Annotated in this window: 28 protein-coding genes and 8 tRNA genes; 23 read left to right on the top strand and 13 right to left on the bottom strand. The window is 74.6% G+C overall.

Annotated elements, in window-relative coordinates:
* Window positions 1–88 precede the first annotated feature (88 nt).
* A complete protein-coding gene (locus GA0070214_RS02790) occupies window positions 89–1,393 on the top strand; it encodes a D-alanyl-D-alanine carboxypeptidase family protein (RefSeq protein WP_091258633.1) in 1,305 nt (434 codons plus the stop codon).
* 12 nt (window positions 1,394–1,405) lie between these two features.
* On the opposite strand, the gene GA0070214_RS02785 is transcribed toward GA0070214_RS02790, so the two are convergent.
* The gene (locus GA0070214_RS02785; RefSeq protein ID WP_091258630.1) at window positions 1,406–2,431 is read right to left on the bottom strand and encodes a LacI family DNA-binding transcriptional regulator; all 1,026 of its coding nucleotides are present in this window, start codon (window positions 2,429–2,431) and stop codon (window positions 1,406–1,408) included.
* 221 nt (window positions 2,432–2,652) lie between these two features.
* On the opposite strand from GA0070214_RS02785, the gene GA0070214_RS02780 reads away from it, so the two are divergent.
* Together GA0070214_RS02780 and GA0070214_RS02775 are read left to right on the top strand one after the other, a co-directional pair.
* Window positions 2,653–3,618, top strand: coding sequence for an acetylxylan esterase (locus GA0070214_RS02780; RefSeq protein ID WP_091258629.1), 966 nt, complete (start codon window positions 2,653–2,655; stop codon window positions 3,616–3,618).
* 48 nt (window positions 3,619–3,666) lie between these two features.
* Entirely contained in the window at window positions 3,667–4,503 is an 837-nt protein-coding gene (locus GA0070214_RS02775; protein WP_091258627.1) for a M15 family metallopeptidase, read from the top strand.
* 37 nt (window positions 4,504–4,540) lie between these two features.
* Here GA0070214_RS02775 and GA0070214_RS02770 read toward each other — a convergent pair whose 3' ends face one another.
* Together GA0070214_RS02770 and GA0070214_RS02765 are read right to left on the bottom strand one after the other, a co-directional pair.
* Window positions 4,541–5,578, bottom strand: coding sequence for a M36 family metallopeptidase (locus tag GA0070214_RS02770; RefSeq protein WP_208602621.1), 1,038 nt, complete (start codon window positions 5,576–5,578; stop codon window positions 4,541–4,543).
* Between the two features lie 105 nt (window positions 5,579–5,683).
* Window positions 5,684–6,460 (bottom strand): alpha/beta hydrolase, encoded by a 777-nt coding sequence (locus tag GA0070214_RS02765; RefSeq protein ID WP_091258623.1) that lies wholly within the window; start codon window positions 6,458–6,460, stop codon window positions 5,684–5,686.
* Between the two features lie 164 nt (window positions 6,461–6,624).
* On the opposite strand from GA0070214_RS02765, the gene GA0070214_RS02760 reads away from it, so the two are divergent.
* Together GA0070214_RS02760 and GA0070214_RS02755 are read left to right on the top strand one after the other, a co-directional pair.
* Window positions 6,625–7,017 (top strand): hypothetical protein, encoded by a 393-nt coding sequence (locus GA0070214_RS02760; protein WP_091258622.1) that lies wholly within the window; start codon window positions 6,625–6,627, stop codon window positions 7,015–7,017.
* A 147-nt stretch (window positions 7,018–7,164) separates the two neighbouring features.
* On the top strand, window positions 7,165–9,171 hold the full coding sequence (locus GA0070214_RS02755; protein WP_091258620.1) for an elongation factor G: 2,007 nt from the start codon (window positions 7,165–7,167) through the stop codon (window positions 9,169–9,171).
* Here the strand turns inward: GA0070214_RS02755 and GA0070214_RS02750 are convergent.
* A complete protein-coding gene (locus GA0070214_RS02750; RefSeq protein WP_091258617.1) occupies window positions 9,149–9,760 on the bottom strand; it encodes a DUF6058 family natural product biosynthesis protein in 612 nt (203 codons plus the stop codon). The two genes, GA0070214_RS02755 and GA0070214_RS02750, sit on opposite strands and share 23 nt — an antisense overlap.
* A 159-nt stretch (window positions 9,761–9,919) precedes the next feature.
* Here GA0070214_RS02750 and GA0070214_RS32710 point away from each other — a divergent pair, with 159 nt between their 5' ends.
* The 8 genes from GA0070214_RS32710 to GA0070214_RS02720 all read left to right on the top strand — a co-directional run bounded on the left by GA0070214_RS32710 (window position 9,920) and on the right by GA0070214_RS02720 (window position 12,011).
* On the top strand, window positions 9,920–10,042 hold the full coding sequence (locus GA0070214_RS32710; RefSeq protein WP_279615638.1) for a hypothetical protein: 123 nt from the start codon (window positions 9,920–9,922) through the stop codon (window positions 10,040–10,042).
* 76 nt (window positions 10,043–10,118) lie between these two features.
* Window positions 10,119–10,190 (top strand) — tRNA-Trp (locus GA0070214_RS02745).
* 106 nt (window positions 10,191–10,296) lie between these two features.
* Window positions 10,297–10,369, top strand: a tRNA-Pro gene (locus GA0070214_RS31705).
* 28 nt (window positions 10,370–10,397) lie between these two features.
* Window positions 10,398–10,470: transfer RNA gene (locus tag GA0070214_RS02740), tRNA-Glu, on the top strand.
* Window positions 10,471–10,496: 26 nt separating this feature from the next.
* Window positions 10,497–10,570: transfer RNA gene (locus GA0070214_RS02735), tRNA-Gly, on the top strand.
* A gap of 30 nt (window positions 10,571–10,600) precedes the next feature.
* The gene (locus GA0070214_RS02730) at window positions 10,601–11,800 is read left to right on the top strand and encodes an RtcB family protein (RefSeq protein WP_091258615.1); all 1,200 of its coding nucleotides are present in this window, start codon (window positions 10,601–10,603) and stop codon (window positions 11,798–11,800) included.
* A gap of 42 nt (window positions 11,801–11,842) precedes the next feature.
* Window positions 11,843–11,915 (top strand) — tRNA-Arg (locus tag GA0070214_RS02725).
* Between the two features lie 23 nt (window positions 11,916–11,938).
* A tRNA-Gln gene (locus GA0070214_RS02720) sits at window positions 11,939–12,011 on the top strand.
* A gap of 6 nt (window positions 12,012–12,017) precedes the next feature.
* Here GA0070214_RS02720 and GA0070214_RS31700 read toward each other — a convergent pair.
* From GA0070214_RS31700 to GA0070214_RS02710, 3 genes are read right to left on the bottom strand one after another with little or no spacing between them, the layout of a single operon-like run.
* On the bottom strand, window positions 12,018–12,182 hold the full coding sequence (locus tag GA0070214_RS31700) for a hypothetical protein (RefSeq protein ID WP_167364179.1): 165 nt from the start codon (window positions 12,180–12,182) through the stop codon (window positions 12,018–12,020).
* Window positions 12,179–12,400: a helix-turn-helix domain-containing protein gene (locus GA0070214_RS02715; RefSeq protein ID WP_091258612.1), complete on the bottom strand. Its 222-nt coding sequence runs from the start codon at window positions 12,398–12,400 to the stop codon at window positions 12,179–12,181. Before GA0070214_RS02715 ends, GA0070214_RS31700 begins: the two co-directional genes overlap by 4 nt.
* Window positions 12,400–12,834, bottom strand: coding sequence for a DUF2975 domain-containing protein (locus GA0070214_RS02710; RefSeq protein ID WP_244167517.1), 435 nt, complete (start codon window positions 12,832–12,834; stop codon window positions 12,400–12,402). Before GA0070214_RS02710 ends, GA0070214_RS02715 begins: the two co-directional genes overlap by 1 nt.
* Before the next feature lie 102 nt (window positions 12,835–12,936).
* On the opposite strand from GA0070214_RS02710, the gene GA0070214_RS02705 reads away from it, so the two are divergent.
* Both GA0070214_RS02705 and GA0070214_RS02700 read left to right on the top strand, forming a co-directional pair.
* Window positions 12,937–13,009 (top strand) — tRNA-Arg (locus GA0070214_RS02705).
* Window positions 13,010–13,020: 11 nt separating this feature from the next.
* A tRNA-Cys gene (locus GA0070214_RS02700) sits at window positions 13,021–13,091 on the top strand.
* Window positions 13,092–13,119: 28 nt separating this feature from the next.
* Here GA0070214_RS02700 and GA0070214_RS02695 read toward each other — a convergent pair.
* The 5 genes from GA0070214_RS02695 to GA0070214_RS02675 all read right to left on the bottom strand — a co-directional run bounded on the left by GA0070214_RS02695 (window position 13,120) and on the right by GA0070214_RS02675 (window position 17,429).
* Window positions 13,120–14,010: a Gmad2 immunoglobulin-like domain-containing protein gene (locus tag GA0070214_RS02695; RefSeq protein WP_091258608.1), complete on the bottom strand. Its 891-nt coding sequence runs from the start codon at window positions 14,008–14,010 to the stop codon at window positions 13,120–13,122.
* Window positions 13,998–15,386, bottom strand: a complete 1,389-nt coding sequence (locus GA0070214_RS02690; protein WP_091258606.1) for a sensor histidine kinase — start codon at window positions 15,384–15,386, stop codon at window positions 13,998–14,000. The genes GA0070214_RS02695 and GA0070214_RS02690 overlap by 13 nt, the downstream gene beginning before the upstream one ends.
* A 7-nt stretch (window positions 15,387–15,393) precedes the next feature.
* Window positions 15,394–16,074 (bottom strand): response regulator transcription factor, encoded by a 681-nt coding sequence (locus GA0070214_RS02685; protein ID WP_091258604.1) that lies wholly within the window; start codon window positions 16,072–16,074, stop codon window positions 15,394–15,396.
* 92 nt (window positions 16,075–16,166) lie between these two features.
* Window positions 16,167–16,721, bottom strand: a complete 555-nt coding sequence (locus GA0070214_RS02680) for an AMIN-like domain-containing (lipo)protein (protein WP_091258601.1) — start codon at window positions 16,719–16,721, stop codon at window positions 16,167–16,169.
* Window positions 16,722–16,835: 114 nt separating this feature from the next.
* Entirely contained in the window at window positions 16,836–17,429 is a 594-nt protein-coding gene (locus GA0070214_RS02675) for an HD domain-containing protein (protein WP_091259841.1), read from the bottom strand.
* Between the two features lie 145 nt (window positions 17,430–17,574).
* On the opposite strand from GA0070214_RS02675, the gene GA0070214_RS02670 reads away from it, so the two are divergent.
* The 7 genes from GA0070214_RS02670 to GA0070214_RS02640 all read left to right on the top strand — a co-directional run bounded on the left by GA0070214_RS02670 (window position 17,575) and on the right by GA0070214_RS02640 (window position 23,689).
* Window positions 17,575–18,528: a hypothetical protein gene (locus GA0070214_RS02670; protein WP_244167564.1), complete on the top strand. Its 954-nt coding sequence runs from the start codon at window positions 17,575–17,577 to the stop codon at window positions 18,526–18,528.
* A gap of 142 nt (window positions 18,529–18,670) precedes the next feature.
* Entirely contained in the window at window positions 18,671–19,462 is a 792-nt protein-coding gene (locus tag GA0070214_RS02665; protein WP_091258597.1) for a class I SAM-dependent methyltransferase, read from the top strand.
* A 55-nt stretch (window positions 19,463–19,517) separates the two neighbouring features.
* The gene (locus tag GA0070214_RS02660; protein WP_091258595.1) at window positions 19,518–20,519 is read left to right on the top strand and encodes a hypothetical protein; all 1,002 of its coding nucleotides are present in this window, start codon (window positions 19,518–19,520) and stop codon (window positions 20,517–20,519) included.
* Window positions 20,516–21,169 carry a hypothetical protein gene (locus GA0070214_RS02655; protein WP_091258594.1) on the top strand — a complete coding sequence of 218 codons (654 nt, stop codon included), beginning with the start codon at window positions 20,516–20,518 and terminating at the stop codon, window positions 21,167–21,169. The genes GA0070214_RS02660 and GA0070214_RS02655 overlap by 4 nt, the downstream gene beginning before the upstream one ends.
* Before the next feature lie 15 nt (window positions 21,170–21,184).
* Window positions 21,185–22,087 carry an inositol monophosphatase family protein gene (locus GA0070214_RS02650; protein WP_091258592.1) on the top strand — a complete coding sequence of 301 codons (903 nt, stop codon included), beginning with the start codon at window positions 21,185–21,187 and terminating at the stop codon, window positions 22,085–22,087.
* 69 nt (window positions 22,088–22,156) lie between these two features.
* On the top strand, window positions 22,157–22,795 hold the full coding sequence (locus GA0070214_RS02645; protein WP_091259839.1) for a M23 family metallopeptidase: 639 nt from the start codon (window positions 22,157–22,159) through the stop codon (window positions 22,793–22,795).
* A gap of 162 nt (window positions 22,796–22,957) precedes the next feature.
* A complete protein-coding gene (locus GA0070214_RS02640; RefSeq protein ID WP_091258590.1) occupies window positions 22,958–23,689 on the top strand; it encodes a dienelactone hydrolase family protein in 732 nt (243 codons plus the stop codon).
* A gap of 64 nt (window positions 23,690–23,753) precedes the next feature.
* Here GA0070214_RS02640 and GA0070214_RS02635 read toward each other — a convergent pair whose 3' ends face one another.
* Window positions 23,754–24,542, bottom strand: a complete 789-nt coding sequence (locus GA0070214_RS02635) for an SDR family oxidoreductase (RefSeq protein WP_091259836.1) — start codon at window positions 24,540–24,542, stop codon at window positions 23,754–23,756.
* Between the two features lie 158 nt (window positions 24,543–24,700).
* Between GA0070214_RS02635 and sigJ the strand changes: the two genes are divergently transcribed.
* A complete protein-coding gene (gene sigJ / locus GA0070214_RS02630; protein WP_091258588.1) occupies window positions 24,701–25,579 on the top strand; it encodes an RNA polymerase sigma factor SigJ in 879 nt (292 codons plus the stop codon).
* The last annotated feature ends 16 nt before the right edge of the window (window positions 25,580–25,595 follow it).

The following is a 25,595-nucleotide window of genomic DNA, read 5'->3' as shown; positions in this document are numbered from 1 at the left end:
GCGGCAGCCTATCGTGGACGACGGTCCGTCGGACGCGAATGGCGGAGCAGGCGACCCGATCGGGTCGGCGTGGCTACCGTGCCGGTTCATGAGGACCTGGGGAGCGCCGGTGGCGCTGGCCGCCGCCCTGCTCGTGCCGGCATCGATCCTGCCCGTGCCCGCCGCGGCGGCCGCCCGGACGGGCGGGCCGTCCGCCCGCCGGCTGCCGGCCGGGGCGCCGCCCTGCCCGAACGTGCCCGCGCCGGCGACCCGGCCCCCGCAACCGCCGCCCGCGGCCAGTCCCGCCGCGCGGGCCGTCGGCGGCGCCGCCCTGGCCACCGCCGGCCTGGTCCTGCCGCCGGCCGCGCCCGCGCCGCCGGCGGTGACCGCGACCTCCTGGGTGGTCGCCGACCTCGACACCGGCGCGGTGCTCGGCGGCTGCGGCCCCCACGAGTACGGCGTGCCGGCCAGCGTGCAGAAGCTGCTGCTGGCCGCCACCATGCTGCCGCGGCTGAACCCGGACCGCGAGGTGACGGTGACCGACGAGGACCTGGACATCGAGCCGGGAAGCTCGGCGGTGGGCCTGGCCCCGGGCGGCCGGTACCGCATCGAGACGATCTGGCTGGGGCTGCTGCTGAAGTCCGGCAACGAGGCGGCCAACGCGCTGGCCCGGCTGGGCGGCGGCCCGGACGGGAAGGCCGGCGGCATCCGCGCGATGAACGAGGAGGCCCGGCGGCTCGGCGCGCTGCAGACGCACGCCGTCACCCCGTCCGGCCTGGACGGTCCGGGGCAGTTCACCAGCGCGTACGACCTGGCGTTGATCGCCCGGGCCTGCTTCGCCGACGCGGCGTTCCGCCGTTACACCGCCACCCGGACCGCGCAGGTCCCGGCCCAGCCGGCGCTGCGGGAGAAGGCCTTCCAGATCCAGAACGACAACATGCTGCTCGACCACTACCCGGGCGCCATCGGCGGCAAGACCGGCTTCACCGACCTGGCCCGGCACACGTACGTGGGCGCGGCCGAGCGCGGCGGCCGGCGGCTCGTGGCGACGCTGCTGGGCGCGGAGATCCCCCCCCGGCGCGGCTGGCAGCAGGGGGCCGCCCTGCTCGACTGGGGCTTCGGCCTGCCCCGGGAGGCGGCGGTCGGCCGGCTGGTCGGTCCCGGCGAGCTGGACCGGGCCAACGCGTCGCCGACCGCGGCCGCGTCCGCCCTCGCCGGGGGCGCGGGGCTGGGTGGCGCCGGCACCACGGCCACCGGCGCCTGGCCGGGCGCCGGCCCGTCCGCCGCGGTCGGGGTGGTGCTGCTGGCCGGGGGATGGGTGTTGCTGGCCCGGCGCCGCCGGCACGCCGCCGCCCTCGCCGCGACGCCGCCCGGTGCGCACCTGGGCGGCGCGGAGGGCCCGGACGACGACTGAGCGGTCGCCGGCCTACCGGCCGGCGGGGCGCGCGCTGCTGTCCCGCACCACCAGTTCGGTGGCCAGCTCGACGCGGGGCGACTCGGTCTCCTCGCCCTGGGCCAGGCGCAGCACCGTGCGGGCGGCGAGCCGGCCCATCTCCACCAGCGGCTGGCGCACCGTGGTCAGCGGCGGGGAGGCCCAGCGGGCCTCCGGCAGGTCGTCGAAGCCGACGACGCTCACGTCGTCGGCGACCCGCAGCCCGCGCCGACGGACCGCCTCGTAGACCCCGAAGGCCATCTGGTCACTGGCCGCGAAGATCGCGGTCGGCGGGTCGTCGAGGTCGAGCAGCGTGCTGCCGGCGGTGAAACCGGAGGCGTGGTAGAAGTCGCCGGGTTGCACGAGCCGGTCGTCCAGCGGAACGCCGGCCGCCTCGAGCGCCGCCCGGTAGCCGTCCAGCCGGGCCCGGCTGCACAGCAGGTGGGTCGGGCCGGCCACGAAGCCGATCCGGCGATGACCCAACTCCAGCAGGTGCTCGGTGGCGGCCAGGCCGCCGGCCCAGTTGGTCGCTCCGATCGCCGGCACGTCCGTGCCCGGCACGCCGGTGGCGGGGTCGACCACCACCACCGGCACGTTGAGCCGGCGCAGCTGGGCGTGCACGGGCGGGGCCAGGTGCGAGGTCACCACGATGACCCCGTCCGAGGCGCGGGACCGCAGGTTCTGCAACCACTTCCGGGTCGAGGTCGACTCACTGTGGATCGCCGAGACCACGGTGCCCACCCCGGCGGCGTGACCGACGTCCTCCACGCCCCGGATGATCTCCACGGCCCACGGGCTGTCCAGGTCGTTGAAGACCAGGTCGACCAGCTCCGCCCGGCGTACCGTGCGGCTGCCCCGGCGCCGGTAGCCGTGGCTGCGCAGCAGTTCCTCGACCCGTTCGCGGGTGCCCGGTGCGACGTCGGAACGCCCGTTGAGCACCCGGGAGACGGTGGGCACGGAGACGCCGGCCTCCCGCGCGATCGCGGTGATGGTCACCCTGGGCTCGTCGTCCGTGTTCACCCGTGTCTCCTTCACCGGCCGGAAGTGCCGGCCGCGAACCCTGGACGGCGGGCCCGTCCCCCCGGCCATCCTGCCGCACGGGCGGGGGTTGACGACAGCACGGGCCGGCCCTACCGTTCCGAGAAGTTGCGGGCCTGTTCCGGAAGATTGTCGGCACGTGCCACCCCATCCCGAAAGGTCCGACGATGAGCAGACACGCCGTGACCGCGGGGGAGTGAGGCGTGCACACCGACCTGCCCGAGGCGGAGCTGCGCGCCCACCGCAGCGACCTGCGCGAGCCGCCGGACTTCGACGCGTTCTGGGCCGACACCCTCACCGAGGCCCGGTCCTGCGGTGACCCGATCGAGGTGACCGCGGTGGCCACCCCGCTGGCCGGGCTGGACGTCTTCGACGTGACCTTCCCCGGCTTCGCCGGCCAGCCGATCAAGGCATGGCTGCGGGTGCCCCGCGACGTGCCGGGGCCGCTCCCGGCGGTCGTGCAGTACGTCGGCTACGGCGGCGGGCGCGGGCACCCGCTGGAGAACCTGCTCTGGGCCGCCGCCGGGTTCGCCCACCTGCAGATGGACACCCGCGGCCAGGGGTCCGGCTGGAGCCGGGGCGACACCCCGGACATCGCCGGGGCCGGCCCGCAGGCCCCCGGGATGACCACCCGGGGCGTCGAGGACCCGCGCCGGTACTACTACCGCCGCTTCCTCACCGACGCGGTCCGGGCCGTCGACGCGGCACGCCTCCTGCCGGCCGTCGACCCGGCCCGGGTGGCGGTGCTCGGGCACAGCCAGGGCGGCGGGGCCGCGCTGGCCGCCGCCGCCCTCGTGCCGGAGCTGCGGGCGGCGGTGGCGTACGTGCCGTTTCTCTGCGACATCCCCCGCGCCGTGACCGTCACCGACGCTACGCCCTACCGGGAGATCCGGGACTACCTGGCGGTGCACCGGGACCGCGAGGAGCAGGTGCTGCGCACCCTCGCCTACGTCGACGGGGTCGCCTTCGCCCGCCGGGCCACCGTGCCGGCCCGCTTCTCCGTGGCGCTGATGGACGAGATCGTCCCGCCGTCCACCGTCTACGCCGCCTACCACGACTACCGCGGGCCGAAGGAACTCGCGGTGTGGCGGTACAACGGCCACGAGGCGGGCGGCATCGACGACGACGTGGCGGCGCTCGACTTCCTCCGCAAGGCGCTCGACGCCTGAACCGCCGATGCCGCCCCGGGCCCGGGCGAGGCTGGTAGACACGGCAGGGTGGGGACCGGGACACGGGTGGCCGCGGCCCTGGCCGTGCTGGCCACGGCGCTCGCCGCCGGCTGCCAGCGGCCCGCCCCGCGCCCCGCCCCGTCGGCCACCCCGCCGCCCGCGCCGTCGGCCACCCCGAGCGGCCCCCGCGCCCCGGCCGACGTCGTCGACCTGGCCTCCGTCGCCCCGAGCATCCGCACCGACCTCCGGTACGCCACCGCGCACAACTTCGTCGGCCGGCCGATCACCGGCTATGCCGAGCCGCTGTGCCTGCTCACCCGCCGGGCGGCGGAGGCGCTGCACCGGGTGCAGGCCGCCGCCCTGGCGCAGGGCCGCAGCCTCAAGGTGTACGACTGCTACCGCCCACAGCGGGCGGTGGACGAGTTCGTCGCGTGGGCCAAGCTGCCCGGCGAGCAGCAGATGAAGGGCGAGTTCTATCCGGACGAGCCGAAGAGCCGGCTCTTCGCCGACGGCTACATCGGCGCGCCGACCGCGCACAGCCGGGGCAGCACCCTGGACCTGACCCTGGTCCCGGTGCCCACCCCCGACCAGCCGGCGTACGTGCCGGGCCAGCCGCTGACCGCCTGCACCGCCCCGGCCGGCCGGCGCTTCCCGGACAACTCCGTCGACATGGGCACCGGCTTCGACTGCTTCGACCCCCGCGCGCACACCGCGGACGCGCGGATCACCGGGGCGGCACGGGACAACCGGCAGTTGCTGAAGCGGCTGATGACCGCGCAGGGCTTCGAGAACTACCCGCGCGAGTGGTGGCACTACCGGTACGTCGACGAGCCGTACCCGGACACGTACTTCGACTTCCCGGTGGCCCGCTCGGCGCTGCGGTGAGCGCCGCCCCGGCGGGGAGCGGCGCCCACCGCGGCGGTCAGAGGATGCCGCGCGCGACGAAGGCGGCCCGGGTCGCGGTCGCGGCCTGGGCGCCGTAGAGACGTTGCGCGGCGGCCACCGTGGCCAGCGCCGCGTCCCGGAACGTGACGTCCGTGGTGAAGGCGAACTGCGCCTCCACGATCAGCGTCGTGGCCCGGCGGTCACCGAGCGCGGTGCGGATGTCCCACAGCGCGCGGGACCAGATCTCGCCGTCGGCGTGCACCTCGCCCACCAGGTCGGCGGGGTAGACCTTGGCGCCGTCGAGGCGGCGCAGGCAGTGCGGGGCGGTGCGGGTGTAGGAGACCGAGTCCCAGTCGGCCACGCAGGCCTCCGGGGTCCTCGTCGGCACGCCGGTGGCCCAGCTGGTCACGGCGACCGCCAGGTAGTCGCCGAACGCCTCGCCGATCGCGCCGGACTCCAGGGTGGTGCCGAAGCCGGGCACCTGGCCGTCCTGCACCGAGTGGCCGTACTCGTGGACGATCACCTCGGCGTCCTCGCCGTCGTCGACGCCGCCCTTGCCGAGGGTGATGTTGGCCTTGTCCTCGCGGAAGAACGAGTTGTCGCCGCCGTACTGGTCGATGCGCAGCTCGATCTGCCGCTGGTTGACCGGCCGCAGCGTGCTGCCGAAACCGAGCGACTGGAGGTACGCCTGGGCGGTGTTCACCCAGTGGTAGCCCATCACCTGCTCGAACTGGTCGGCGTCGCGGTGCCGGGCCGGGTACGCGCCGTCGACGGCACGGGCCGGGGTGCCGGTCTTGCTCTTGACCACCACGTACTTCCCGGTGAGGGTGCCGGAGCCGTCCAGGTCGGTCAGCAGCACCGGCCGGTACGCCCCGGCAAGCGCCGGGTAGTCCGCGTCCTTCTGGTCGGTCAGCGACTGGTCGCCGAGCTGCTGGACCGGGTTCGGCGCGAAGACGGTGGCGGTCGCGGTGTGGCCGTAGGGGTCGCCGGCGGCCTGGACGGTGGTGCCGCCGGCCACGAGCGTCGCGGTGACCGCCGAGGCGACCAGCGCGGTACGTCGGATGTGGGGGTGCATCATGATCCCTTCGGAGGCGGATCGATCCGCTGAGACTAGGCGTCTCGCTGAGCACTGCCAAGCAACCCGGAGCAGGCCGCCCGGCCTGCGGAGAGGGACCTCTCGTCAGCCGTCGCGGCGCAGCGGCAGCCAGGCCAGCACGTCCTGGATCCGCGCGTCCCAGTACCCCCAGTCGTGGTCGCCGGGGGAGAAGTCCACGGTGACCGGTACGCCCCGGCCGCGCGCCGTCGCCACGAAGCGGGTGTTGTCCTCGTAGAGGAAGTCCTCGGTGCCGCAGGCGACGTAGAACGCCGGCAGGTCGTCGCCGGAACGCTCCAGCAGCGCCACCGTGTCGTCGTCCGGGCCGGCCACGTCCCGGTCGCCCCACACCGTGTGCCAGACGGCGGGGTCCATGGGGCTCGTCGGGTGGTGGCGCCGGTGGGCCACGTTCAGGGCGCCGGACAGGCTGGCCGCCGCCGCGAACCGGTCCGGGTGGCGCAACGCCCACTTCACGGCCCCGTAGCCGCCCATGGACAGGCCGGCCACGAAGGTGTCCTCGCGCCGGTCGGAGAGCCGGAAGAACGACCGGCACACCTGGGGCAGTTCCTCGCTCAGGAAGGTCCAGTACCGGTTGCCGTGCGCCTCGTCGCAGTAGAAGCTCCGCTGCACCTGCGGCATCACCACGGCCAGCCCCAGTGGGGCGACGTACCGCTCGATCGAGGTGCGCCGGGTCCACACGGTGTCGTCGTCGGTCAGGCCGTGCAGCAGGTAGAGCACCGGCGGATCGCCGGCCCTGGCCGCGCCGGCCATGCCGATCCCGGCCGCGCTGTCGGGCAGCAGCACGGTCATCGACGTGCCCATTCCGAGCGCCGTGGAGAAGAAGTCACACCGGATCCTGGCCATGCAGCGGGAGCGTACCGGGCCCCGGACGCGGGCCCGATGGTGGTCGAATCGACCGTTCCTATTGCCGTGGGGCGTCCAGGGGGGACAGGATGACCAGGCGCGCCGGAAACACACCCGTAACCTGCGTGCAGCTGGTCTCTGTCACAAGGAAGTGGGAGTCAGTCATGAGCGACGTTTCGACGGCACTGGGTGTGCGCCTCTACCCGGACCTGGTCGAGCCGGGCGGCCTGGCTCCCGCTCTCGTGCAGACGGCGGCCCGGCACCAGCTCGACATCGGCCGGGTGACCGCCCCCGAGCAGGGGCGCAGCCGGTTCACCTGCGCCGAGGCGACCTCCGACCGGGGCATCGTGTGCGTGAGCCTGGGCGCCCAGGCCCGTTACTTCATGATCGACCTGCGGGTCGACGGCGAGGTCCAGGCCCGGGGCGACGCCACCGACCTGCTCCAGGTCGCCCAGGTGGCCGGGGCCTGGCGGGCCGGGTGCACGCTCGCCGAGCTGACCGCGCGCTACCCGTTCATGGAGGAGATGAAGCGCCACCCGGTGGCGCACGCCTCGTAGCGCACCCACAGTTATTCGTTTGCCGGCGCCCCGCGCCGGCTGCTGGAATCGGCCACGACGCACATGGGAAGGAGGAGCTCGAGATGCGAGCCGCGTGCATGTCCCCGCAGAAGCGAACCACCGCCGACCTCAAGGACATGACGCTTCGTGAAAACCCTCAATCTCGGCATCCTCGCCCATGTCGACGCCGGTAAGACGAGCCTGACCGAACGGCTGCTGCACAGCGCCGGGGTCATCGACGAGCCCGGCAGCGTCGACGCCGGCAACACCCGCACCGACACCCTGGCGCTGGAGCGGCAGCGGGGCATCACCATCCGCTCCGCCGTGGTCTCCTTCGCCGTCGCCGGGACCACCGTCAACCTCATCGACACGCCCGGCCACCCCGACTTCATCGCCGAGGTGGAACGCGTGCTCGGCGTGCTCGACGGCGCGGTGCTCGTGGTGTCCGCCGTCGAGGGCGTCCAGGCCCAGACCCGGGTGCTGGCCCGCACCCTGCGCCGCCTCGGCATCCCCACCCTGTTCTTCGTGAACAAGGTGGACCGGGCCGGCGCCGACCCGGACGCGGTGCTGCGCCAGCTCGCCGACCGGCTCACCCCCGACGTGGTCGCCCTCGGCCGGGTCGACGCCGCCGGCACCCCGGGCGCGACGTGGATCCCGCATCCGCCCGGCGACCCCGGCCACCACGCCCGTCTTGTCGACCTGCTCTCCGCGCACGACGACGCGCTGCTGGCGGCGTACGTGGCCGACGAGCGGGCGGTCACCCCGATGCGGCTGCGGACGGTGCTCGCCGCGCAGGCTGCCCGCGCCCGGGTGCACCCGGTGCTCGCGGGTTCCGCCATCACGGGGGCCGGCGTGGCCGACCTGATCGACGCGGTCACCGGGCTGCTTCCCGCCTCGGCCGGGGACGACGACGCCCCGCTCTCCGGGGCCGTCTTCAAGGTCGAGCGCGGCCCGTCCGGGGAGAAGGTGGCGTACGCCCGGATCTTCGCCGGCACCGTGCGGGTCCGCGACCGGATCCGGCACGGCGACGGCCAGGAGGCCCGGGTCACCGCCCTCGGTGTCTTCGACGGCGGCGACGCGACGCCCGCCGACGCGGCCGGCGCCGGCCGGATCGTCCGGCTGCACGGCCTGGCCGGTGTCCGCGTCGGCGACGTGCTCGGCGTCCCGCCCGAGCGCCCGGCCGCCCGGCGCCACTTCGCGCCGCCCACGCTGGAGACCGTCGTCGAACCGGTACGCCCGGCCGACCGCCCGGCCCTGCACGCCGCCCTCACCCAGCTCGCCGAGCAGGACCCGCTGATCAACCTGCGCCAGGACGACCGCCGCCAGGAGCTCGCCGTGTCCCTCTACGGCGAGGTGCAGAAGGAGGTCATCGAGGCCACCCTCGCCGGCGACCACGGCGTCCCGGTCACCTTCCGGGAGACCACCACCGTCTGCGTGGAACGGGTCGTCGGCGTCGGGGCGGCCGTCGAGTGGATCGGCCGGGACCCCAACCCGTTCCTCGGCACCGTCGGCCTGCGCGTCGAGCCCGGGCCGGTCGGCGGCGGCGTCGAGTTCCGGCTCGGCATCGAACTCGGCTCGATGCCGCTGGCCTTCCTCAAGGCGATCGAGGAGACGGTCCGGGAGACCCTGCGGCAGGGCCTGCACGGCTGGGCCGTGATCGACTGCGTGGTCACCCTCACCCACGGCGGCTACTGGGCCCGGCAGAGCCACGCCCACGGCGTGTTCGACAAGAGCATGTCCAGCACGGCCGGCGACTTCCGGAACCTCACCCCGCTGGTGCTGATGACCGCCCTCACCCGCGCCGGGACCCGGGTGCACGAGCCGGTGCACCGGTTCCGGCTCGACCTCCCCGCGGACCTGGTCGGCACGGTGCTGCCCGCGCTCGCCGGGCTGGGCGCGACTCCCCGCAGCAGCACCCTGCGCGGCACCGGCTACCTCATCGAGGGGGAGGTCCCCGCCGGGCGGGTGCACGCGCTGGACCAGCGGCTGCCGGGGCTGACCCGGGGCGAGGGCACCCTGGAGGCCGAGTTCGACCACTACCGCCCGGTACGCGGACCGGCCCCGAGCCGGCCCCGCTGGGACCACGACCCGCTGCACCGCCGGGAGTACCTGCTGGCCGTGGCCCGCCGGGTCACCGGCCGGCCGGCGCGCTGACCCGCCGCGGATACCGGGCGCGCATCCCGTCCACGCAGGTGTCGCGGGAGGTCGGCCCGCCGAACCGGAGCCGGTCGTAGCCGGTGAACGCCGGTTCCAGCGCGTCCAGTTCGTCGACCAGGGCGTGCAGCCGGTCGAGCCAGGCCGCCGACCCGGCGTCCGGCTCGGCCGGCGCCGCCCCGATGGCCGCGGTCAGCTCGTCCTTGCGCCGGATCGACTCCGGTGTCACCGAGCGCAGGCAGACGTACTGGCCGCTCAGGTAGGTGTCCCACTCCTCGGCGCCGCGCGCCGGGTCGGCCCACTGCGCGACGAACCACCCGGGCAGCGCGTCCACCCCGCCGGCCCGCTCCGCCAGCGCGAACAGGTCCGCCGGGACCATCTCCGCGCCGTCCGAGCGCAGGTAGCCCGGCAACGGCAGCCGCCGGTCCAGCATCAACCGGCGTACGGCGTCCGGGTCGCGCCCGGACGCCGCGCACAGCGCGTCGAGCGCCACGAACTGCCCGCTGACGTACGCGTCGTCCGCCGCCGTCATCGGGTGCTCCCCGTTGACCTCCCGGAACCGCTCCGCCACCCGGCGCCGCCAGTCCATCCCGTACCCCTTCCGTCTTCTGCCTGGTCCGACGCTAGGGCCGGGACCGTTCGGTGCCCGCCGAAAGGTCCTCACGAATATTCGCTTGCGACGCTTCCGACCCCGCCCGTACCGTGAACGGGCCAACGTCAACCGGTTCCACCACCCAGGGAGCACACCGTGTCGCAGCAGAACCGCACCCAGGCCGAGCGGCCCGCGCCGCGCGGCGGTGCCCTGCTGCCCGAACCGGGCCCGGGTCGCTGCCGGCGGCAGCAGTGGCAATCGGGGTGGTGGCGCGACTAGCGCCGGCGCGACACACACACGCGCAGCCGCCCGCCCCGAGACCAGGGACCGGGCGGCTTTCTCGTCACCGGGTCCGAGGGGCGTAGCTCAACGGAAGAGCACCGGATTCCAAACCCGACGGTTGCAGGTTCGAATCCTGCCGCCCCTGCACGACCGCGTCCCGGCCGTCCGGCCGGTGGCGTCGCACCTTCTCAACTCCACAGCGGACGGCACGAGCACGACTCCCGGCCGGCGCCCGCGCGCCGGCCGGGCAACCGGGACGAGGGAGCTGGCTGACCCGCTCGCCTTGGGCGCGAGAGACACGCGGTTCGATTCCGCGGTCCCGGACACACGCGGACGGCATCCGCCGTCCCGCGGGCCGTTGGAGCAATTGGCAGCTCACCCGGTTCTCACCCGGGAGGTCACGGGTTCGAGTCCCGTACGGCCTACGCCGGTCCCGCCCCGGGACCGCCTCGCGGTTGTAGCGCAGTCAGGCAGCGCGTCACCCTGCCATGGTGAAGATCGCCGGTTCGAATCCGGCCAGCCGCTCGAACATCACCCCTGAACGAGGAGACAACGATGGGTTTCACCCCGCTGGCCGGTACCCGGGCGCCGGTCCGGGTCTGGACCGACCCCTACACGATCGAGGCGCAGGCGGCCCGGCAGCTGCGCAACATCGGCACGCTGCCCTGGGTGCACGGCGTCGCCGTCATGCCGGACGTGCACTTCGGCAAGGGCGCCACGGTCGGCTCGGTGATCGCCATGCGGCAGGCCGTGTCGCCGGCCGCGGTCGGCGTGGACATCGGCTGCGGCATGTCCGCGGTCCGCACCTCGCTCACCGCGGCCGACCTGCCCGACGACCTCGGCCCGCTGCGGAGCGCCATCGAGGCGGCCATCCCGGTCGGGTTCGCCATGCGCGCCGACGCGGTCGACCCGCGCCGGATCCGTGGGCTGGAGCAGGGCGGCTGGGACGAGTTCTGGCGGCGCTTCGGCACCCTGGACCGGAAGGTGGCGCAGCTGGAGACCCGGGCCCAGCGGCAGCTGGGCACCCTCGGCGGCGGGAACCACTTCATCGAGGTCTGCCTGGAGCAGGGCGGCCCGGACGACGGCCGGGTCTGGCTGATGCTGCACTCGGGCTCCCGCAACATCGGCAAGGAACTGGCCGAGCGGCACATGGCGGTGGCCCGTGGGCTGCCGCACAACGTGGAGCTGCCCGACCGGGACCTCGCGGTGTTCCTCGCCGGCACCCCGGAGATGGACGCCTACCGCCGTGACCTGTGGTGGGCGCAGGAGTACGCGCGCCGCAACCGGGCCGTCATGCTCGCCGTGCTCTGCGGGGTGGTGCGGGACGAGTTCCCGCAGGTCGGCTACGACGAGCCGATCTCCTGCCACCACAACTACGTGGCGGAGGAGAGCTACGACGGGGTCGAGGTGCTGGTGACCCGCAAGGGCGCGATCCGGGCCGGTCGCGGCGACCTGGGCATCATCCCGGGATCGATGGGCACCGGGTCGTACATCGTGCGTGGCAAGGGCAACCTCGACGCGTACTGCTCGGCGTCGCACGGGGCCGGGCGGCGGATGTCGCGGGGGCAGGCGAAGCGGACGTACAGCACCGCCGACCTGGCCGCGCAGACGGCGGGCGTCGAGTGCCGCAAGGACGCCGGGGTGGTCGACGAGATCCCCGGCGCGTACAAGGACATCACGAAGGTGATGGCCCAGCAGGAGGACCTGGTCGAGGTGGTCGCCCACCTCAAGCAGGTCGTCTGCGTGAAGGGTTGAACCGACCGGCGCCCCCCGAGGGGGGAGGGGCGCCGGTCGCCCGCCCCGGTGGCGCAGCGGAGAGCGCGCCGGTCTACGAAACCGGAGAGCCCAGGTTCGAATCCTGGTCGGGGCACGGTCCGCGGCATGCGGATCCCATGCGAGCTGGTGCAACCAGGCAGCACATCCGATTCTGGATCGGGGAATTGAGGTTCGAATCCTCAGCTCGCAGCGACACCTACCGGCTGCGTCGGGCGATCCGTACGCCGATCGCGACCGCGCCGATGACGAGCAGGCCGGCCAGGAGCTGGAGGCCGGGCGAGTCGTCGGCCTCCCCGTAGACGATGCCGGCGACGCCGAGCGCGACGGCGAGGACGGCGACGAGCCCGAGCAGATACTTCATCGGTCTTCTCCCTGTTCCTCGACCCATTCCAGCAGGTCGCCGGGCTGGCAGTTCAGCACCCGGCACATGGCTTCGAGGGTGCTGAAGCGGACGGCCTTGGCCCGGCCGTTCTTCAGCACCGCGACGTTGGCCGGGGTGAGCCCGACCCGCTCGGCGAACTCGCCCACGCTCATCTTGCGTTTGGCCAGCTCGACGTCGATCCGGACGACGATGGGCATCAGATCACCGCTTCCATGTCGGTCCGGAGCGTGGTGGCCTGCCGCAGCAGCGCCCGCATGACCACCATGAGCAGCCCCAGCGCGGTAACTCCGGTGACCAGCAGGAACAGCAGCAGCGGCAGACCGGGGTCGTCGGCGTTGAAGCCGACGTAGAGGAAGACGCCCACCAGCACCACCCAGGCGGCGGCGATGGCCCACACGATCGCGTCGACCCAGGCCAGCGACGCCTCGCTGAAGATCTGGTCCTTCTTGACCAGGGTGAGCAGCTTCCAGGTGCACACGATCACCACCTGCACGCAGAGCACCCAGAACACCGTCACCGCGGTCGCCGGCCAGCGCAGGTACGCGAGGTCCGGGTTCTCCCGGGCCATGTACGCGAACTGCCCGGGCAGCGACATGGTCTGGAACAGGACCAGGATCCCGAACAGCAGCACGAGGAGGAGTCTGAGCGGGAGAACCGCTCGCTGAGCTGTGAGCATGCATCGACTATCGCTTGGAACCTATCGAAAGTCAATCGGTTCGCCGTGACAACTCATGCCCCCGTGGCGCAGCGGAGAGCGCGTCGGATTCCGGATCCGAAGGTCGCTGGTTCGAATCCAGCCGGGGGCACGCACCAGCCCGACCGAATGCCCGAGCGGCCAGGGAGCGGACTGCAACTCCGCGCACCGGGGTTCGAATCCCCGTTCGGTCTCGACACCGCCGTCCGCTGTGGGTTCGCGTCACCGGGCGGCGGTCAGCTCGACCGGGACGCGGACCGCGTTGATCCGGGAGCCGTCGCGCGCCGACACCTCGTACACCTCGACGGTGCCCCGGCCGGCCGCCGCGCCCCGGTAGCGGACGTCCAGCCGGTAGGCGCCGCGGCAGCCGGAGCCGCAGGAGGCCGTGGTGAAGGCGGTGCCGATCTCCCGGCCCGCCGCGTCGAGCACCCGGACGCTCACCGTCGCCTCGTACACGTCGGCGGTACCGCTGACGGTGACCGGGCTGGCGACCCGGTCGCCGATCGCCGGGGCGGTCACCACGACGGGGGGCAGCAGGTCGGCGTAGTCGTCGCGCCCGGTCGCCGTGTCGGTCGGCGCGAAGGCGACCCGCCGGACGGTGGAGAACTGGGTGAGCGTCCAGACCACCTGGGCGCGGCGCAGCCGGGCGGTCGTCGCCCCGCCGGCGTCGAAACCGGCCGGTGGGACCAGGGTCGCCACCCCGCCGGCGATGCGGGTCACCTGCGTACCGGGCGGGACCAGGGTGGTCAGGCCGGCGGCGCTCTCGGCGGGCGACGGGCCGGCGGCCAGCTCGGTGAGCGCCAGCCGGGACGTGGCCACGGTGGCCGGCAGCGTACGCCGGGTGGGCACGAGTTTCCCGGCGCGGGCGAACCACAGCTGCACGGTCAGCGTCCCGTCCGGTCCGGTGGGCGCTGCGGCGGTCGGCGTGCCCGTCGTGGCGGGTGTGGTGGGCGCGCGGGTCGCGGGCGGGGTCGGCACGGGCGTGCCGGTCGGTGCGGCGCCGGTGGTCGGCGACGGGCCGGCCGGGGCGGGCCCGAGGGTGCCGGTGCGGGGCGGGGCGCAGCCGGCGGTGAGCAGCAGCAGCGCGGCGAGCGGCGGGATCAGGCGTCGCATGGGGTGTCCCCGGTGTCGAGCGGGAGGGTGAGGCGGAAGCGGGTGCCGTGGCCGACCTCGCTGGTCACGTCGAGCCGGCCACCGAGCAGCCGGGCGTTCTCCCGGGCGATGGCCAGGCCGAGCCCGCTGCCGGGCCCGGTGCGGGCCGGGTCCGCCTTGTAGAACCGGTCGAAGATGTGGGCCAGGTGCTCGGCCGGTATGCCCGGCCCGCGGTCGGCGACCTCGACCACCAGCGCGGCGCCGGTGTGCCGGATGTCGGCGCGCAGGTCGCCGCCGCCGTGTTCGGTCCCGTTGGCCACCAGATTGGTCAGGATCCGTTCGAGCCGGCGCGGGTCGGTCACCACGGGCGGCGCGTCGCCGTCCACGCGGGCCCGGGCGTCGGGGTGGCCCGCGACGATCCGGCGCAGCAGCGCGCCGACGTCCACGGGGCGGGTGGCGAGCACCTCCCGGCCGGCGTCCAGGCGGGAGATCTCCATCAGTTCCTCGACCAGCCGGCGCAGCCGGACCACGTCGGCCACGAGCAGCTCGGCGGCGCGGCGCGCGTCGGCCGGGAGGGCGTCGAGCTGGTCGGCGAGCAGCGAGGCCGCCGCCACCAGGGCGGTGACCGGGGTACGCAGCTCGTGCGCCACGTCGGCGGTGAACCGGCGCTCCCGCGCCTGCGCCTGCGACAGCGCCTCGATCTGGGTCTCCAGCGCCTCGGCCATCTCGTTGAAGGAGGTGGCCCAGGCGCTGAACTCGTCCCTGCCGCGCACCGGCAGCCGGGTGTGCAGCAGCCCCTCGGCGACGGCCCGGGCGGCCCGGCTGGCCCGGCCGACGGGTTCCAGGGTGCGGCGGGCGAGCGCGTTGCCCACGCCGGCGGCGAGCAGCACGACCACCGCCCAGCCGACGATCGAGGCGGTGCGGAGCTGGTCGAGCGCGTCCACGAGGTCGTCCTCGACGGTCACCACGTACAGCTCGGCGGTGGATCCGGGGATCCGGCCGCCGACGACGAGCAGGTGGGGCCGGCCGGAGGTGCGCTGGAAGCCGAGCTGCCCGGCGGCGACGGCGGCCCGCAGGTCGGGGTCGGGGGTGGGTGCGTACCGGGGGTTGGAGGCCTGGGTCTCCCCGGCGACCAGCACCACGTGCCGGCCGGACTCCTCGAAGCTGGCCAGCAGGTCGGCCCGGCGGGTGTCGGTCAGCGGCAGGAACTGCGCGGCGACCACGAGCTGGTAGCGGGCGTCGGCGTCGGCGCGTTGCAGCGAGCCGTCGAACCGGGCCTGCCGCAGCATGAGGTAGGAGCCGGCGGCCAGCGCCCCGGCGGACATGCCGGCCACGAGGACGAACGCGACGACGAGCCGGCGCCGCAACCGCCCGGGCACGACCCTGCCGGCCACCATGGCGCGCTCACCCCGGCGTGAGCTTGTAGCCGGCCCCGCGGACCGTCCGGATCAGGGTGGGCGCCCCGGGATCGTCCTCGACCTTGGCGCGCAGGCGCTGCACGGCCACGTCGACCAGCCGGGAGTCGCCCAGGTAGCTGTGTCCCCAGACCCGGTCGAGCAGCAGCTCGCGGGTGAACACCTGGCCGGGCCGCCGGGCCAGCTCCAGCAGCAGCCGGAACTCGGTGGCCGTGAGGGTCAGCTCGCGGCCGTCCCGGCGGGCCACGAAGCGGGCCGGGTCGATCTCCAGCGGCCCGGCGGTCACGGTGGTCTCGGGGGCCGGTGCGACGGTCCGGCGGAGCACGGCGCGGACCCGGGCGACCAGCTCCGGCAGGTCGAACGGCTTGCGGAGGTAGTCGTCGGCCCCGCACTCCAGGCCGACCACCACGTCGATGGTGTCGGTGCGGGCGGTGAGCATGAGGATCGGCACCTGACTGGTGCGCCGGATCTCCCGGCACACCTCGAATCCGTCCAGTTCGGGGAGCATCACGTCGAGCACGATGAGGTCGACAGGTCCGGCCCGCCACGCGGCGAGGGCGGCCGGGCCGTCGACGGCGGTGGCCACCCGGAACCCGGCCCGGCGCAGGCCGAGGGCCGTCACCTCCCGGATGGAGGCGTCATCCTCGACGACCAGCACGCGGCCCTCCATGACCACTCAGGGTAGTCCGGGGCGACGCGGTGAGGCGTGGGCGCAACGGGCGGTGGTGAGGGGCCGGTCGGCCCCTCTCACCTGGGGAAAGGTCACGCCTGCCACCGGTGGGCCACGTCGATCACGATGCGGCTGTGCGTGCCGGGGCCGCTGAGCACGAAGACCCGGAACGGCAGCCGGGCGCGGACGCCCACCGCGAAGGTGGTGTAGCCCTCGTAGCTGCCGCCGAAGACGACGTCCCGCAGCGTGCGGTAGCCCAGCACGGTCGCGGCGTGCTCACCGGCGCGGTAGGGCAGCGTGGCGACGTGCTCGTCGTCGTACGCGGGCGCCCGCAGCGACACCGACAGCAGCGCGCCCCCGGCGGTGTACGGGCTCAGCGCGAGGCCCTGCCCCTCGGTGTACGTCTCGCCGTAGGCGACGGAGTAGCCGTTGGCCGGTCCGGCGAACTCGAAGACCACCCGGTCGTAGCAGTCGTGCCGTCCGGTGCGGACCTCGCCGAGCGGGTCGGTGCTGAGGGCGCCGGCCGTCCTGGCCGTGCTGCCCCAGGTGATCCCGCAGTACGGCGCCGCCGCGGTCGCGCCGCTCGTGCCGGCGACCAGCCCGCCGAGCACGACGACCAGCGCCAGCAGTGTTCTCCTCAGTCTCATGGTGGCCTCCCTGGCGTGTGCCGGGACCCCGTCCGGTGTCCCTGCCCACACGGTCGGCCCGCCCTGCCACAGCGCCATCGCAGCCGGGTAACCGCCGCGTAACAGCCGGGCGGGTCAGCCGTGCACCGGGTGCTCGGCCTGGAAGGCGAGCCGGCGGTCCGCGTCGGCGGCCAGCGCGGCGAGCACGTCGTCGAGGTCGAGGAAGGCCTGCCAGGGCGGCTGCCCGGTGATGTCGGCGAGCCGGTCGACCACCAGCTCCTCCAGGTCGGTGACGCGCTTGCCCTTCCACACCTTGTCGGCGAGGCTGACGAGCAGGTCCTCCAGCTGCACCCCCGGTGCGTGCCAGGCGGCGTGGGTGACGGCGAAGCGGGCCCGCTCCTCGGGCACGCCGAAGCGCAGCAGCAGCTGGTAGCCCGCCTCCTCGTGCGCCGAGCCGGGCCCGGACAGCTCCTCGGGGTGCTCCACCTTGCCGAGGTCGTGGATCGCCGCCCCGAACAGCACCGCCTGCCGGTCGAACGGCACCAGCGGGAAGCGTTCGGCGAACGCGGCGGTGAGCTGCCGGGCGACGTCGTGCACGAGCCGCAGGTGCGCGGCGAGCCGGGGCGGCGCCTGCAGGGCGTCGAGCAGCTCGACGGCCACCCCGGGCAGGGGCGGCAGCGGCGGGTCGCCGGGGTCGGTGAGTGCGCGGCGCAGCGCGTCGGAGGTCACCGGGGCGAGGGTACCGGCCGCCGGGCCGGTCACCGTACGGGCTGACCGAGTGGCCGACGGTGGTCCGCCCGCTCGTCCGATGCCCGGCGGATCTTCCTTTCAGGAGGGTGGGGCGACGTCTATCACGGGGGTTGCCTTGACTGAGATGAATCGCCGGGCCCTGCTGCGTACCGCCGCGCTGGCCGGCGCCGCCGCGGCGACCGGCCTCGTTGCCGCGGCGCCCGCCGCCGCTGCGGAGACCACCGAGGTGGTCAACGGGCCCTGGCTGGTCAGCGTCGGCTGGGGCGTGCTCCAGGTCAACCCCGGGCGCACCACGCCGCAGCAGCTGCTCACCGACGGCGACCAGGCCACCACGTCGCCCGACGGCCGCTACGTGGCCTGGGTCAACAACGCCTGGTCGGGCGACGGCCGGCTCCTGCCCTACGTGTCGCTGTTCGACCGGGTCACCGGCGAGATCCGGGAGCTGCTCGCCGACCCGCCCCGCACCAACCACTACGGAGCCCCGACCTGGTCTCCGGACGGCCGGGAGATCGCCCTGGTCACCGGGACCGCGAACGACGCGCTGATCGCCGTCGACGTGGCCACCGGCGCCAAGCGGGTCCTCGTCCAGGGCCACGTCATGTCCTACCCCAACTGGTCCCGGGACGGCTCCATGATCGTCATGCGGTGGACCAGCCGCTCCGAGGGGCCGCAACTGCGCACGCTGGAACTGGCCACCGGAAAGGTGCGGCCGATCTACACCCCGGAGGCGGCCGGCGAGCTGTTCCACGGGCCGGTGTTCATGCCGAACTCCGAGCGGGTGGTGTTCTGCACGAACCGCTGGACGCGGGACACCGAGGTGCTCGGTGGGGCGGCGCTCGGCTCCGTCCGCATCGACGGCACCGGCCTCAAGCGGCTCACCGACGAGCCCCGCTACTACCAGTCCCCGGTGTTCTCGCCCGACGGGCGCTACTGCGCCGCGCTGTCGATCCCGCCGACCAACGAGGCACCGGACGGCGGCAACATCATCGTCTCGACCAGCGGCTTCGGCGAGCCGTGGTGGATCCCCGGCGACGAGTACGACGACAGCAGCCGGCTGGACTGGGCCCGCGCCATCTGACCCGACACCCACGACGCGGCGGCCGGACTCCCGGCCGCCGCGTCGGCGTACCCGGGATGGATTTCCGCGCCGCCGGCCCGGCGTGGTGCGAGGCTGGAGGCGGACGCCGCCGACGAGGGCGACGACCGCAGTGGAGGGTGCGATGGCCGAGCCGCCGACCGGGACCTCGTCGCGCAGCGCGCAGGCGCACGGCCGCCGCGCCAACCGGCGCAGCTACCACGACGGCGCGCAGGTCAACGGGTACGTCGACGACCCGTACCACCGGATCCGCCGCGCGGTCGCGGCCCGGCTCATGGTCGACGGCGTGCCGGCCGGACGTCCCGTCCTGGAACTGGGGTGCGGCCCGCGCAGCATGCTGGACCCGGCGGCGCTGCCCGGCCCGCTCGTGGTGGCCGACATGGCCGAGACCGCGCTGGGCGCGGCCCGCCGGGCCGCCGACGGCGCGGCCCTGCCGGTCTGCCTGGACGCCACCCGCGGGCTGCCGTTCCGCGCCGGCAGCTTCGCCGGCCTGCTCACCGGCGAGCTGATCGAGCACGTCTACGACCCGCTCGCGCTGCTGCACGAGTGCCACCGCGTGCTCGCCCCGGGCGGCCTGCTCGTGCTGACCACCCCGAACCTGGCGCCCGCGCAGGACCGGCTGGCGTTCCTCGCCGGCCGGGCGCCGCGGCAGGTGGACCCCCTGCACCCCTACCTCTGGCTGCACATCCGGCCGTTCACCGCCTCGCTGCTGCGGCGGGTGCTGTGCCGCGCCGGGTTCGCGCCGCTGGCGATCCGGTCCAACGAGGTCGGATGGCGGCTCCCGGGTGGACGCTGGGTCACCTCCCGCCTGCTGGCCCGCCTCGCGCCGGGGCTCGGCGGGTCGCTGATCTGCGCCGCCCGCCGGACGGCGGAGGCGCCGTCACCGAGGGGTACGGTCCACCCGAACAGCGCGTGATGGCGAGATTGACAACGGGCTATCATGGGGGTTCCGTCGTCGACCGGGGGATGTCATGGCGCGCCTGTTCACCTGGGTCGTCAACAATCTCGACGCGTTCATCGGCCTGGTGCTGGCCGTCACCGTGGCCGTCCTCGGCCTGACCAACACGGTCAGCCAGGACGTGGTCAACAGTGCCATCCTGCTGGTCCTCGCGGTGCTCGCCCAGGCCGTGCTGCGCGACCGGCTGCGCCGCGAGACCGCCCAGCACGAGGTGCGCGAGGTCATGCGGGCAACCCGTGACCGGCTCACCGAACTGGTCCCGCAGATGCACGAGATCACCGGTCCGGACGGGGCGCTCAACCGGGCCCGCGACGCGATCGACAGCGTCTCCATGGTGCGGGTGCTGCACGGCAGCGAGGTCGGCCGGGCCCTCGCCGAGGCCCGCCAGCACACCGACTCGTGGGCGTTCAAGGGCGGAACGGGCACCTTCACCCGGGCGGTCACCCTGCCGCAGTGCCTGGAGCACGCCCGCCGGCGCAACGCCACCCTGAGCTTCGCCATCGAGATCATCGACCCGACCGACGAGGACGTCTGCGAGCGCTACGCGCGGTTCCGCCGCAGCCTCGACCCCGACGCGCCCGGGGAGCGGTGGACCGTCGACCGCACCCGCAAGGAGTCGTACGCGACCGTGCTGGCCGCCTGCTGGCACCTGCAACGCTCCGGGCTGCTCACCGTCGAGGTCCGGCTCTCCGCGCAGATGACCACCTTCCGCTACGACCTCTCCTCGTCCTGCGTCATCATCACGCAGGAGAACCCGCAGACACCGGCCCTGCGGATCGACCGCAGGGAGCTCTACTACAACCGGTTCAACATCGAGCTGGACTACAGCCGCAAGCAGAGCCGGCGGGTGCCCATCGAGGCGGCCGCGACGGTCAAGCTGGACGACGAGCCCTCCGTCGAGCAGGTGCGCAAGCTGTTCGCCGCGCTCGGGCTGCCGCTGCCCCGGTCCTTCGGCGACCGCGAGGTCGCCGACATCGTGAGCCGGGCCATCCAGGCGAGGAACCCGTACGAATGATGACCTACACCGACCTCGAACGGGAGATCGACCGGGGCGCCCGGCCGGAGCTGCTGCGCGGCTGGGTGCTCGACGTCCTCCACGACGTCGCCGAGGGGCGGCGGCCGCTGCTCGCTGTCCGGCACCCGCTCGGCTTCACCTGCCTGCCCGTGGAGCGCACCGGCCCCGACGGCATCTGCGTGCACGCCTGGCCGGCCGACCCGCCGCCGGTGCGCCCGACCACCTCGACCATGCACTCGCACAGCTGGGACCTGCTCAGCCACGTGCTGCACGGCACGGTACGCAACGAGCTGATCGAGGTGACCGACGCCCCCGCCGACCCCTCCTGGCGGATCTACGAGGTGCACAGCCGGGGCGACGTCGACGAGATGGCGGCCACCGACCGGCTGGTCACCGCGGTGACCGCCACCGTGGAGACCCACTCCGCCGGCGACTCGTACGCGCTGCGCGCCGGCGGCTTCCACACCTCGGAGGTCGACGCCGGCGAGCCGGCGGTGACCGTGGCACTCGGCCGCACCACCCCCGGCGTGTGCGACCTGAGCCTCGGCGCGGTGGACGGGCGCAGCCACCGGATACGCCGGGACCGCTGTGACGCGGCGGAGACCGCACGGATGGCGCGGGAGATCGCGCAACTGGTGGCACGGGGCTGACTGGCTGGAGGAGCCATGGACGTGGAGCCGAACAGAGGCGGGCCCGACCTGCGCGACGCGCACCGGTTCGCGGTGGAGGCGGCCCAGGCGGCCGGGCGGCTGCTGCGCCGGGGCACCCGGGGCGAGCTGCACGCCCGGGCCAAGAACGACTCCGGCGACCTGGTCACCGACCTGGACCTCGCCGCCGAACGGCTCATCGTCGACCGGATCCGGTCCCGCTGGCCGGAGCACGGGGTGATCGCCGAGGAGGGCGGCGAGTACGCCGCCGACAACGCCTGGGCCTGGCTGGTCGACCCGCTCGACGGCACCAACAACGTGGCGATCGGGCTGCCCGCGTACGTGGTGGGGATCGCCCTCTGCGACCGGGGCTCACCGGTGCTCGGCGTGGTGCACGACCCGGTCGCCGGTCGCACCTGGTCGGCCGTCCGTGGGCAGGGCGCCTTCGTGCACGGGTCCGGGCCGTCGGGCCGCCCGCTGCACGCGCCCCGCCGGCCGGTGCCGACCGCGCCGGTGCTGGCCTGGACCCAGGGGCACGAGGTGGCCCGGGACGACAGCACCGCCCGGGCGCTGAAGGTGGTGCTCGACACCACCGCGCGACGGGTGCTGCAACTGTGGGCGCCGCTGCTGTCCTGGGTGATGCTGGCCCGCGGCGACATCGACGGCATCGTCGGCTACCGCCCCGAGGCGGTCGATTTGCCGGCCGGGATGCTCCTCGCCGCCGAGGCCGGCATGGCGGTCCGGGCCCTCGACGGCGGCTGCTTCGACGACCGCTACGGCTGCCCGGCCGACCGGCGCAGCTTCGTGGCCGGGCCACCGGAGACCATCGACCGGCTGGTCAAGCTGGTCACCGCGGCACAGTGGATCGAGCCCCAGGTCCGCCAGCTCACCCCCATCAGCCTCACCACCGTCGGCTGGTGAGGCGCGCCCGCACCGGCACCTGCGCAACGAGCCTCCGTGACCTGGGCGGTGTCTGACATGCTCGGGTCGATGACGACCGCCCAGCCGCCCGGACGCCGCGACCGGCGCCGCGCGCTCCGCATCGGTCTCGCGGTCGGCGCGGCCGCGGCCCTGGTGGCCGTCGCCGTGGTCGTCGTGCCGCTGCTGCCGCCGCCGGGACCGCGCCCGCTGTTCCAGCTTCCCGTGTCCTGCGGCGAGACGTGGCGGCTGGGCACCTACCCGGGCCACGACGCCTACGACGTCGACCTGTTCCCCGCCGAAGGCGAGGCGTGGGGGAGGCCGGTGCTCGCCTCGCAGGCCGGGACGGTCACCGTGGCCGGGATCAACGGGTCGCTGGGTGGGCGTACCCCGGACAACCCGAAGGGTCCGCGCGGGCGCGGCGGGGGCTACTGGGTGAAGATCGACCACGGCGGCAGGTGGGAGACGCAGTACCTGCACCTGCTCGAACCGCCGCTGGTCCGCGCCGGGCAGCGGGTGGCCCGCGGCGAGCAGCTCGGGCGGGTGGGGAGCACCGGCAATTCCGGCGCGCCGCACCTGCACTACGAGCAGCACCGGGGCTGGGAGAAGGTCGAGACCTGGTTCGACGGTTCAGCGTCGGGCATCACGCAGGACGACAGCGAATACAGCGTCACGCTGACGAGCAACAACTGCCCGGCCGGTGGGTCATAGGCGCCAGGCCACTCGAGAGTCCTTCGTGATAGCTTCGGCGTCGCTGTGCGGTGCTGCGAACTGAGGAGGTGAGACCGATCAACGCTGTGACAGGTCGGGGCTCCCTCCCTCGCATGGCCTAGGGAGTGCCCGAAGAAGGCATCCCGAAAGGCCCGAAACGCTATGCGCTTCACCTCTCAGGCGTCGTCCGACGGCGTCTCCGAACAGCTCTTCACCCTCGGTGAGATTCCCGGCGTGCTGTGGACGCCGGACGGCGCCACCGGCACGCGTCCCCTCATCCTCATGGGCCACGGCGGCGGCCAGCACAAGAAGGCCCCCGGCATCCTGGCCCGGGCACGCCGCTTCGTAACCGACTGCGGCTTCGCCGTGGTGGCGGTGGACGTGCCGGCGCACGGCGACCGGCCGGAGGTCGAGGAGTACGACCGGATCGCGACCGCGAACCAGGCTCGCGCCGAGGCCGGGAAGGACCTGGCGCCGCTGATCGCCGGGTTCCAGGCGCTCGCGGCTCGCCGGACCGTCCCCGAGTGGCGAGCGGTCCTGGACGCGGTCCAGGCCCTCGACCACGTGGGCGCCGGTCCGGTGGGCTACTGGGGTGTGTCGTTGGGGTGCGGGCTCGGCGTTCCGTTCGTGGCCGCCGAACCCCGGGTCCGTGCGGCGGTGCTCGGCCTGGGCGGGGCGCTGGCCTCGGCGGAGGCCGCCGCGCGGATCACCGTCCCCGTGGAGTTCCTGCTGCAGTGGGACGACGAGCGGGTGCCACGGGCGCAGGGCCTCGCGCTGTTCGACGCCTTCGCCTCGACCGAGAAGACCCTGCACGCCAACCCGGGCAGGCACGGGGAGATCCCGGCGTTCGAACTGGACAGCACGCTGCGGTTCTTCGCCCGGCACCTGGGCTGACACCGCCGGTCGGGCGACGCGCCGATCGGGATCCCGGTCCCGATCGGCGCGGTCGGCGGACCGGTCAGACCTGCGCGCCGGCCGCCGGCTGCCGCAGCCGTTCCGCCAGGAACGCCTCCCAGGTGCGTACGCCGAGGGTGGCCCCGGGGCGGGCGAGGTTGTCCCCGTTCCGGTAGGCCCGGCCGGCTCTGCCCGGCAGCCGGACGGGCAGCCGCGGCCGCCCGCGCCGACCGGCGGCCGCCAGGTAGCCGGCGACCAGTTCGCCCAGGCCGTAGACGCGGGGTCCGGCCAGCTCGGGCACCAGGCCGGCCGGCGCGCCCAGCGTCAGCTCGGCCATCCGGGCCGCCACCTCGCGGGCGTCGACCGGCTGCAACCGCAGGCCCCCGGGAACCGGGACCACGGGGAGCATCGCCATCCTGGCCACCACGGTCAGCGTCAGGTCGTGGAACTGGGCGGCGCGCAGCGTCGTCCACGGCACGCCGGCGCCGGCGACGGCCCGCTCGGCGTCCAGCTTGGACCGCAGCCAGGCCAGCGGCACCCGGTCCGCCCCGACCACCGAGATGTACACGAGGTGGCCCACGTCCGCGCGCCGGGCGGCGTCGACCAGGTGGCGGGTGGCCACGTCGTCGCCCTTGGGGCCGCCGGCCAGGTGCAGCACGGTGCCGACGCCGTGCACCGCCGGGTCGACGCCCGCGCCGGTGAGCAGGTCGGCGGTGACGTGCGTGACGCCGTCGCCGGGCCGGCCGCCGCGGCGGCTGAGCACGCGTACCGGGTGGCCGGCCTCGCGCAACAGCGGTACGACCAGCCGGCCGAGGGTGCCGGTGCCGCCGGTGACCAGGATGGGTGCGTTCATGTCGTCCTCCTTGAAAAGATCTTCGCTACGGTCGGGCTGCACCGGCTCGACCCGCGGCGGGCCGGACGTGTGACCGAAGTGACCGGCGTCACCTCCGGTCACACCGGCGGGCCGGTGCGGGTCGGTCAACCGGAACCCCCGCGCGGAAGGACTGGGACATGGGCGAGGACGCCGGGCTGACCGAACGGTTCGAGCGGGAGCGGCCGCGGCTGCGGGCGGTGGCCTACCGGATGCTCGGCTCGCTGAGCGAGGCCGAGGACGCCGTGCAGGAGACCTGGTTGCGGCTGGCCCGCACCGACACCGCTGAGGTGGACAACCTGGCCGCCTGGCTGACCACGGTCGTCGCCCGGGTGTGCCTGAACACCCTGCGGGCCCGCGCCACCCGCCGCGAGGACCCCCTCGAGGTACGCCTGCCCGACCCGGTCGTGGACGTCGCGGAGGGGGACGCCGATCCGGCGTACGCCGCCGTGCTGGCCGACTCGGTCGGGCTGGCGCTGCTCGTGGTCCTGGACACGCTCACCCCGACCGAGCGGCTCGCCTTCGTGCTGCACGACATGTTCGGCGTGCCGTTCGAGGAGATCGGCGCGCTGGTCGACCGGTCACCGGCCGCCGCCCGGCAGCTCGCCAGCCGCGCCCGTCGCCGGGTTCGCGGCCAGGCGCCCGCGCCCGACCCGGACCTGGCCCGCCAGCGGGAGGTGGTCAGCGCGTTCCTGGCCGCCGCCCGGGAGGGCGACTTCGACCGGCTGGTGGCCGTGCTGCACCCCGACGTGGTGCTCCGCTCCGACGGCGGGACCGCACGGGCGCGGCACTCCACGGTGCTCACCGGGGCGCGGGTGGTGGCCGCGCAGGCCACCACGTTCGGCCGGTTCTCTCCGTTCGCCCGGCCGGTGCTCGTCAACGGCGCGGCCGGGGTGCTGGTCAGCGCGGCCGGCCGGCCGCTGTCGGTGATGGCGTTCACCGTGACCGACGGGCGGATCGCCGCCATCGACGTGATCGCCGACCCGGAGCGGCTGGCCGGGCTCGACCTCGCCCACTGACCCCGACACCGGCGGC

It is taken from the genome of Micromonospora chaiyaphumensis (assembly GCF_900091435.1).
Classification (GTDB): domain Bacteria; phylum Actinomycetota; class Actinomycetes; order Mycobacteriales; family Micromonosporaceae; genus Micromonospora; species Micromonospora chaiyaphumensis.
Note: the sequence above shows the minus strand (reverse complement) of the source record. Positions and strands in the feature narration are given on the sequence as shown.

Excerpts from the sequence above, each read along its gene's own strand:
- GA0070214_RS02790 (WP_091258633.1), top strand. The coding sequence starts at position 89 with ATGAGGACCTGGGGAGCGCCGGTGGCGCTGGCCGCCGCCCTGCTCGTG.
- GA0070214_RS02770 (WP_208602621.1), bottom strand. The coding sequence starts at position 5,578 with ATGCACCCCCACATCCGACGTACCGCGCTGGTCGCCTCGGCGGTCACC.
- GA0070214_RS02765 (WP_091258623.1), bottom strand. The coding sequence starts at position 6,460 with ATGGCCAGGATCCGGTGTGACTTCTTCTCCACGGCGCTCGGAATGGGC.
- GA0070214_RS02760 (WP_091258622.1), top strand. The coding sequence starts at position 6,625 with ATGAGCGACGTTTCGACGGCACTGGGTGTGCGCCTCTACCCGGACCTG.
- GA0070214_RS02750 (WP_091258617.1), bottom strand. The coding sequence starts at position 9,760 with ATGGACTGGCGGCGCCGGGTGGCGGAGCGGTTCCGGGAGGTCAACGGG.
- GA0070214_RS02730 (WP_091258615.1), top strand. The coding sequence starts at position 10,601 with ATGGGTTTCACCCCGCTGGCCGGTACCCGGGCGCCGGTCCGGGTCTGG.
- GA0070214_RS31700 (WP_167364179.1), bottom strand. The coding sequence starts at position 12,182 with ATGAAGTATCTGCTCGGGCTCGTCGCCGTCCTCGCCGTCGCGCTCGGC.
- GA0070214_RS02715 (WP_091258612.1), bottom strand. The coding sequence starts at position 12,400 with ATGCCCATCGTCGTCCGGATCGACGTCGAGCTGGCCAAACGCAAGATG.
- GA0070214_RS02695 (WP_091258608.1), bottom strand. The coding sequence starts at position 14,010 with ATGCGACGCCTGATCCCGCCGCTCGCCGCGCTGCTGCTGCTCACCGCC.
- GA0070214_RS02690 (WP_091258606.1), bottom strand. The coding sequence starts at position 15,386 with ATGGTGGCCGGCAGGGTCGTGCCCGGGCGGTTGCGGCGCCGGCTCGTC.
- GA0070214_RS02685 (WP_091258604.1), bottom strand. The coding sequence starts at position 16,074 with ATGGAGGGCCGCGTGCTGGTCGTCGAGGATGACGCCTCCATCCGGGAG.
- GA0070214_RS02680 (WP_091258601.1), bottom strand. The coding sequence starts at position 16,721 with ATGAGACTGAGGAGAACACTGCTGGCGCTGGTCGTCGTGCTCGGCGGG.
- GA0070214_RS02670 (WP_244167564.1), top strand. The coding sequence starts at position 17,575 with ATGAATCGCCGGGCCCTGCTGCGTACCGCCGCGCTGGCCGGCGCCGCC.
- GA0070214_RS02665 (WP_091258597.1), top strand. The coding sequence starts at position 18,671 with ATGGCCGAGCCGCCGACCGGGACCTCGTCGCGCAGCGCGCAGGCGCAC.
- GA0070214_RS02660 (WP_091258595.1), top strand. The coding sequence starts at position 19,518 with ATGGCGCGCCTGTTCACCTGGGTCGTCAACAATCTCGACGCGTTCATC.
- GA0070214_RS02655 (WP_091258594.1), top strand. The coding sequence starts at position 20,516 with ATGATGACCTACACCGACCTCGAACGGGAGATCGACCGGGGCGCCCGG.
- GA0070214_RS02650 (WP_091258592.1), top strand. The coding sequence starts at position 21,185 with ATGGACGTGGAGCCGAACAGAGGCGGGCCCGACCTGCGCGACGCGCAC.
- GA0070214_RS02645 (WP_091259839.1), top strand. The coding sequence starts at position 22,157 with ATGACGACCGCCCAGCCGCCCGGACGCCGCGACCGGCGCCGCGCGCTC.
- GA0070214_RS02640 (WP_091258590.1), top strand. The coding sequence starts at position 22,958 with ATGCGCTTCACCTCTCAGGCGTCGTCCGACGGCGTCTCCGAACAGCTC.
- GA0070214_RS02635 (WP_091259836.1), bottom strand. The coding sequence starts at position 24,542 with ATGAACGCACCCATCCTGGTCACCGGCGGCACCGGCACCCTCGGCCGG.
- sigJ (WP_091258588.1), top strand. The coding sequence starts at position 24,701 with ATGGGCGAGGACGCCGGGCTGACCGAACGGTTCGAGCGGGAGCGGCCG.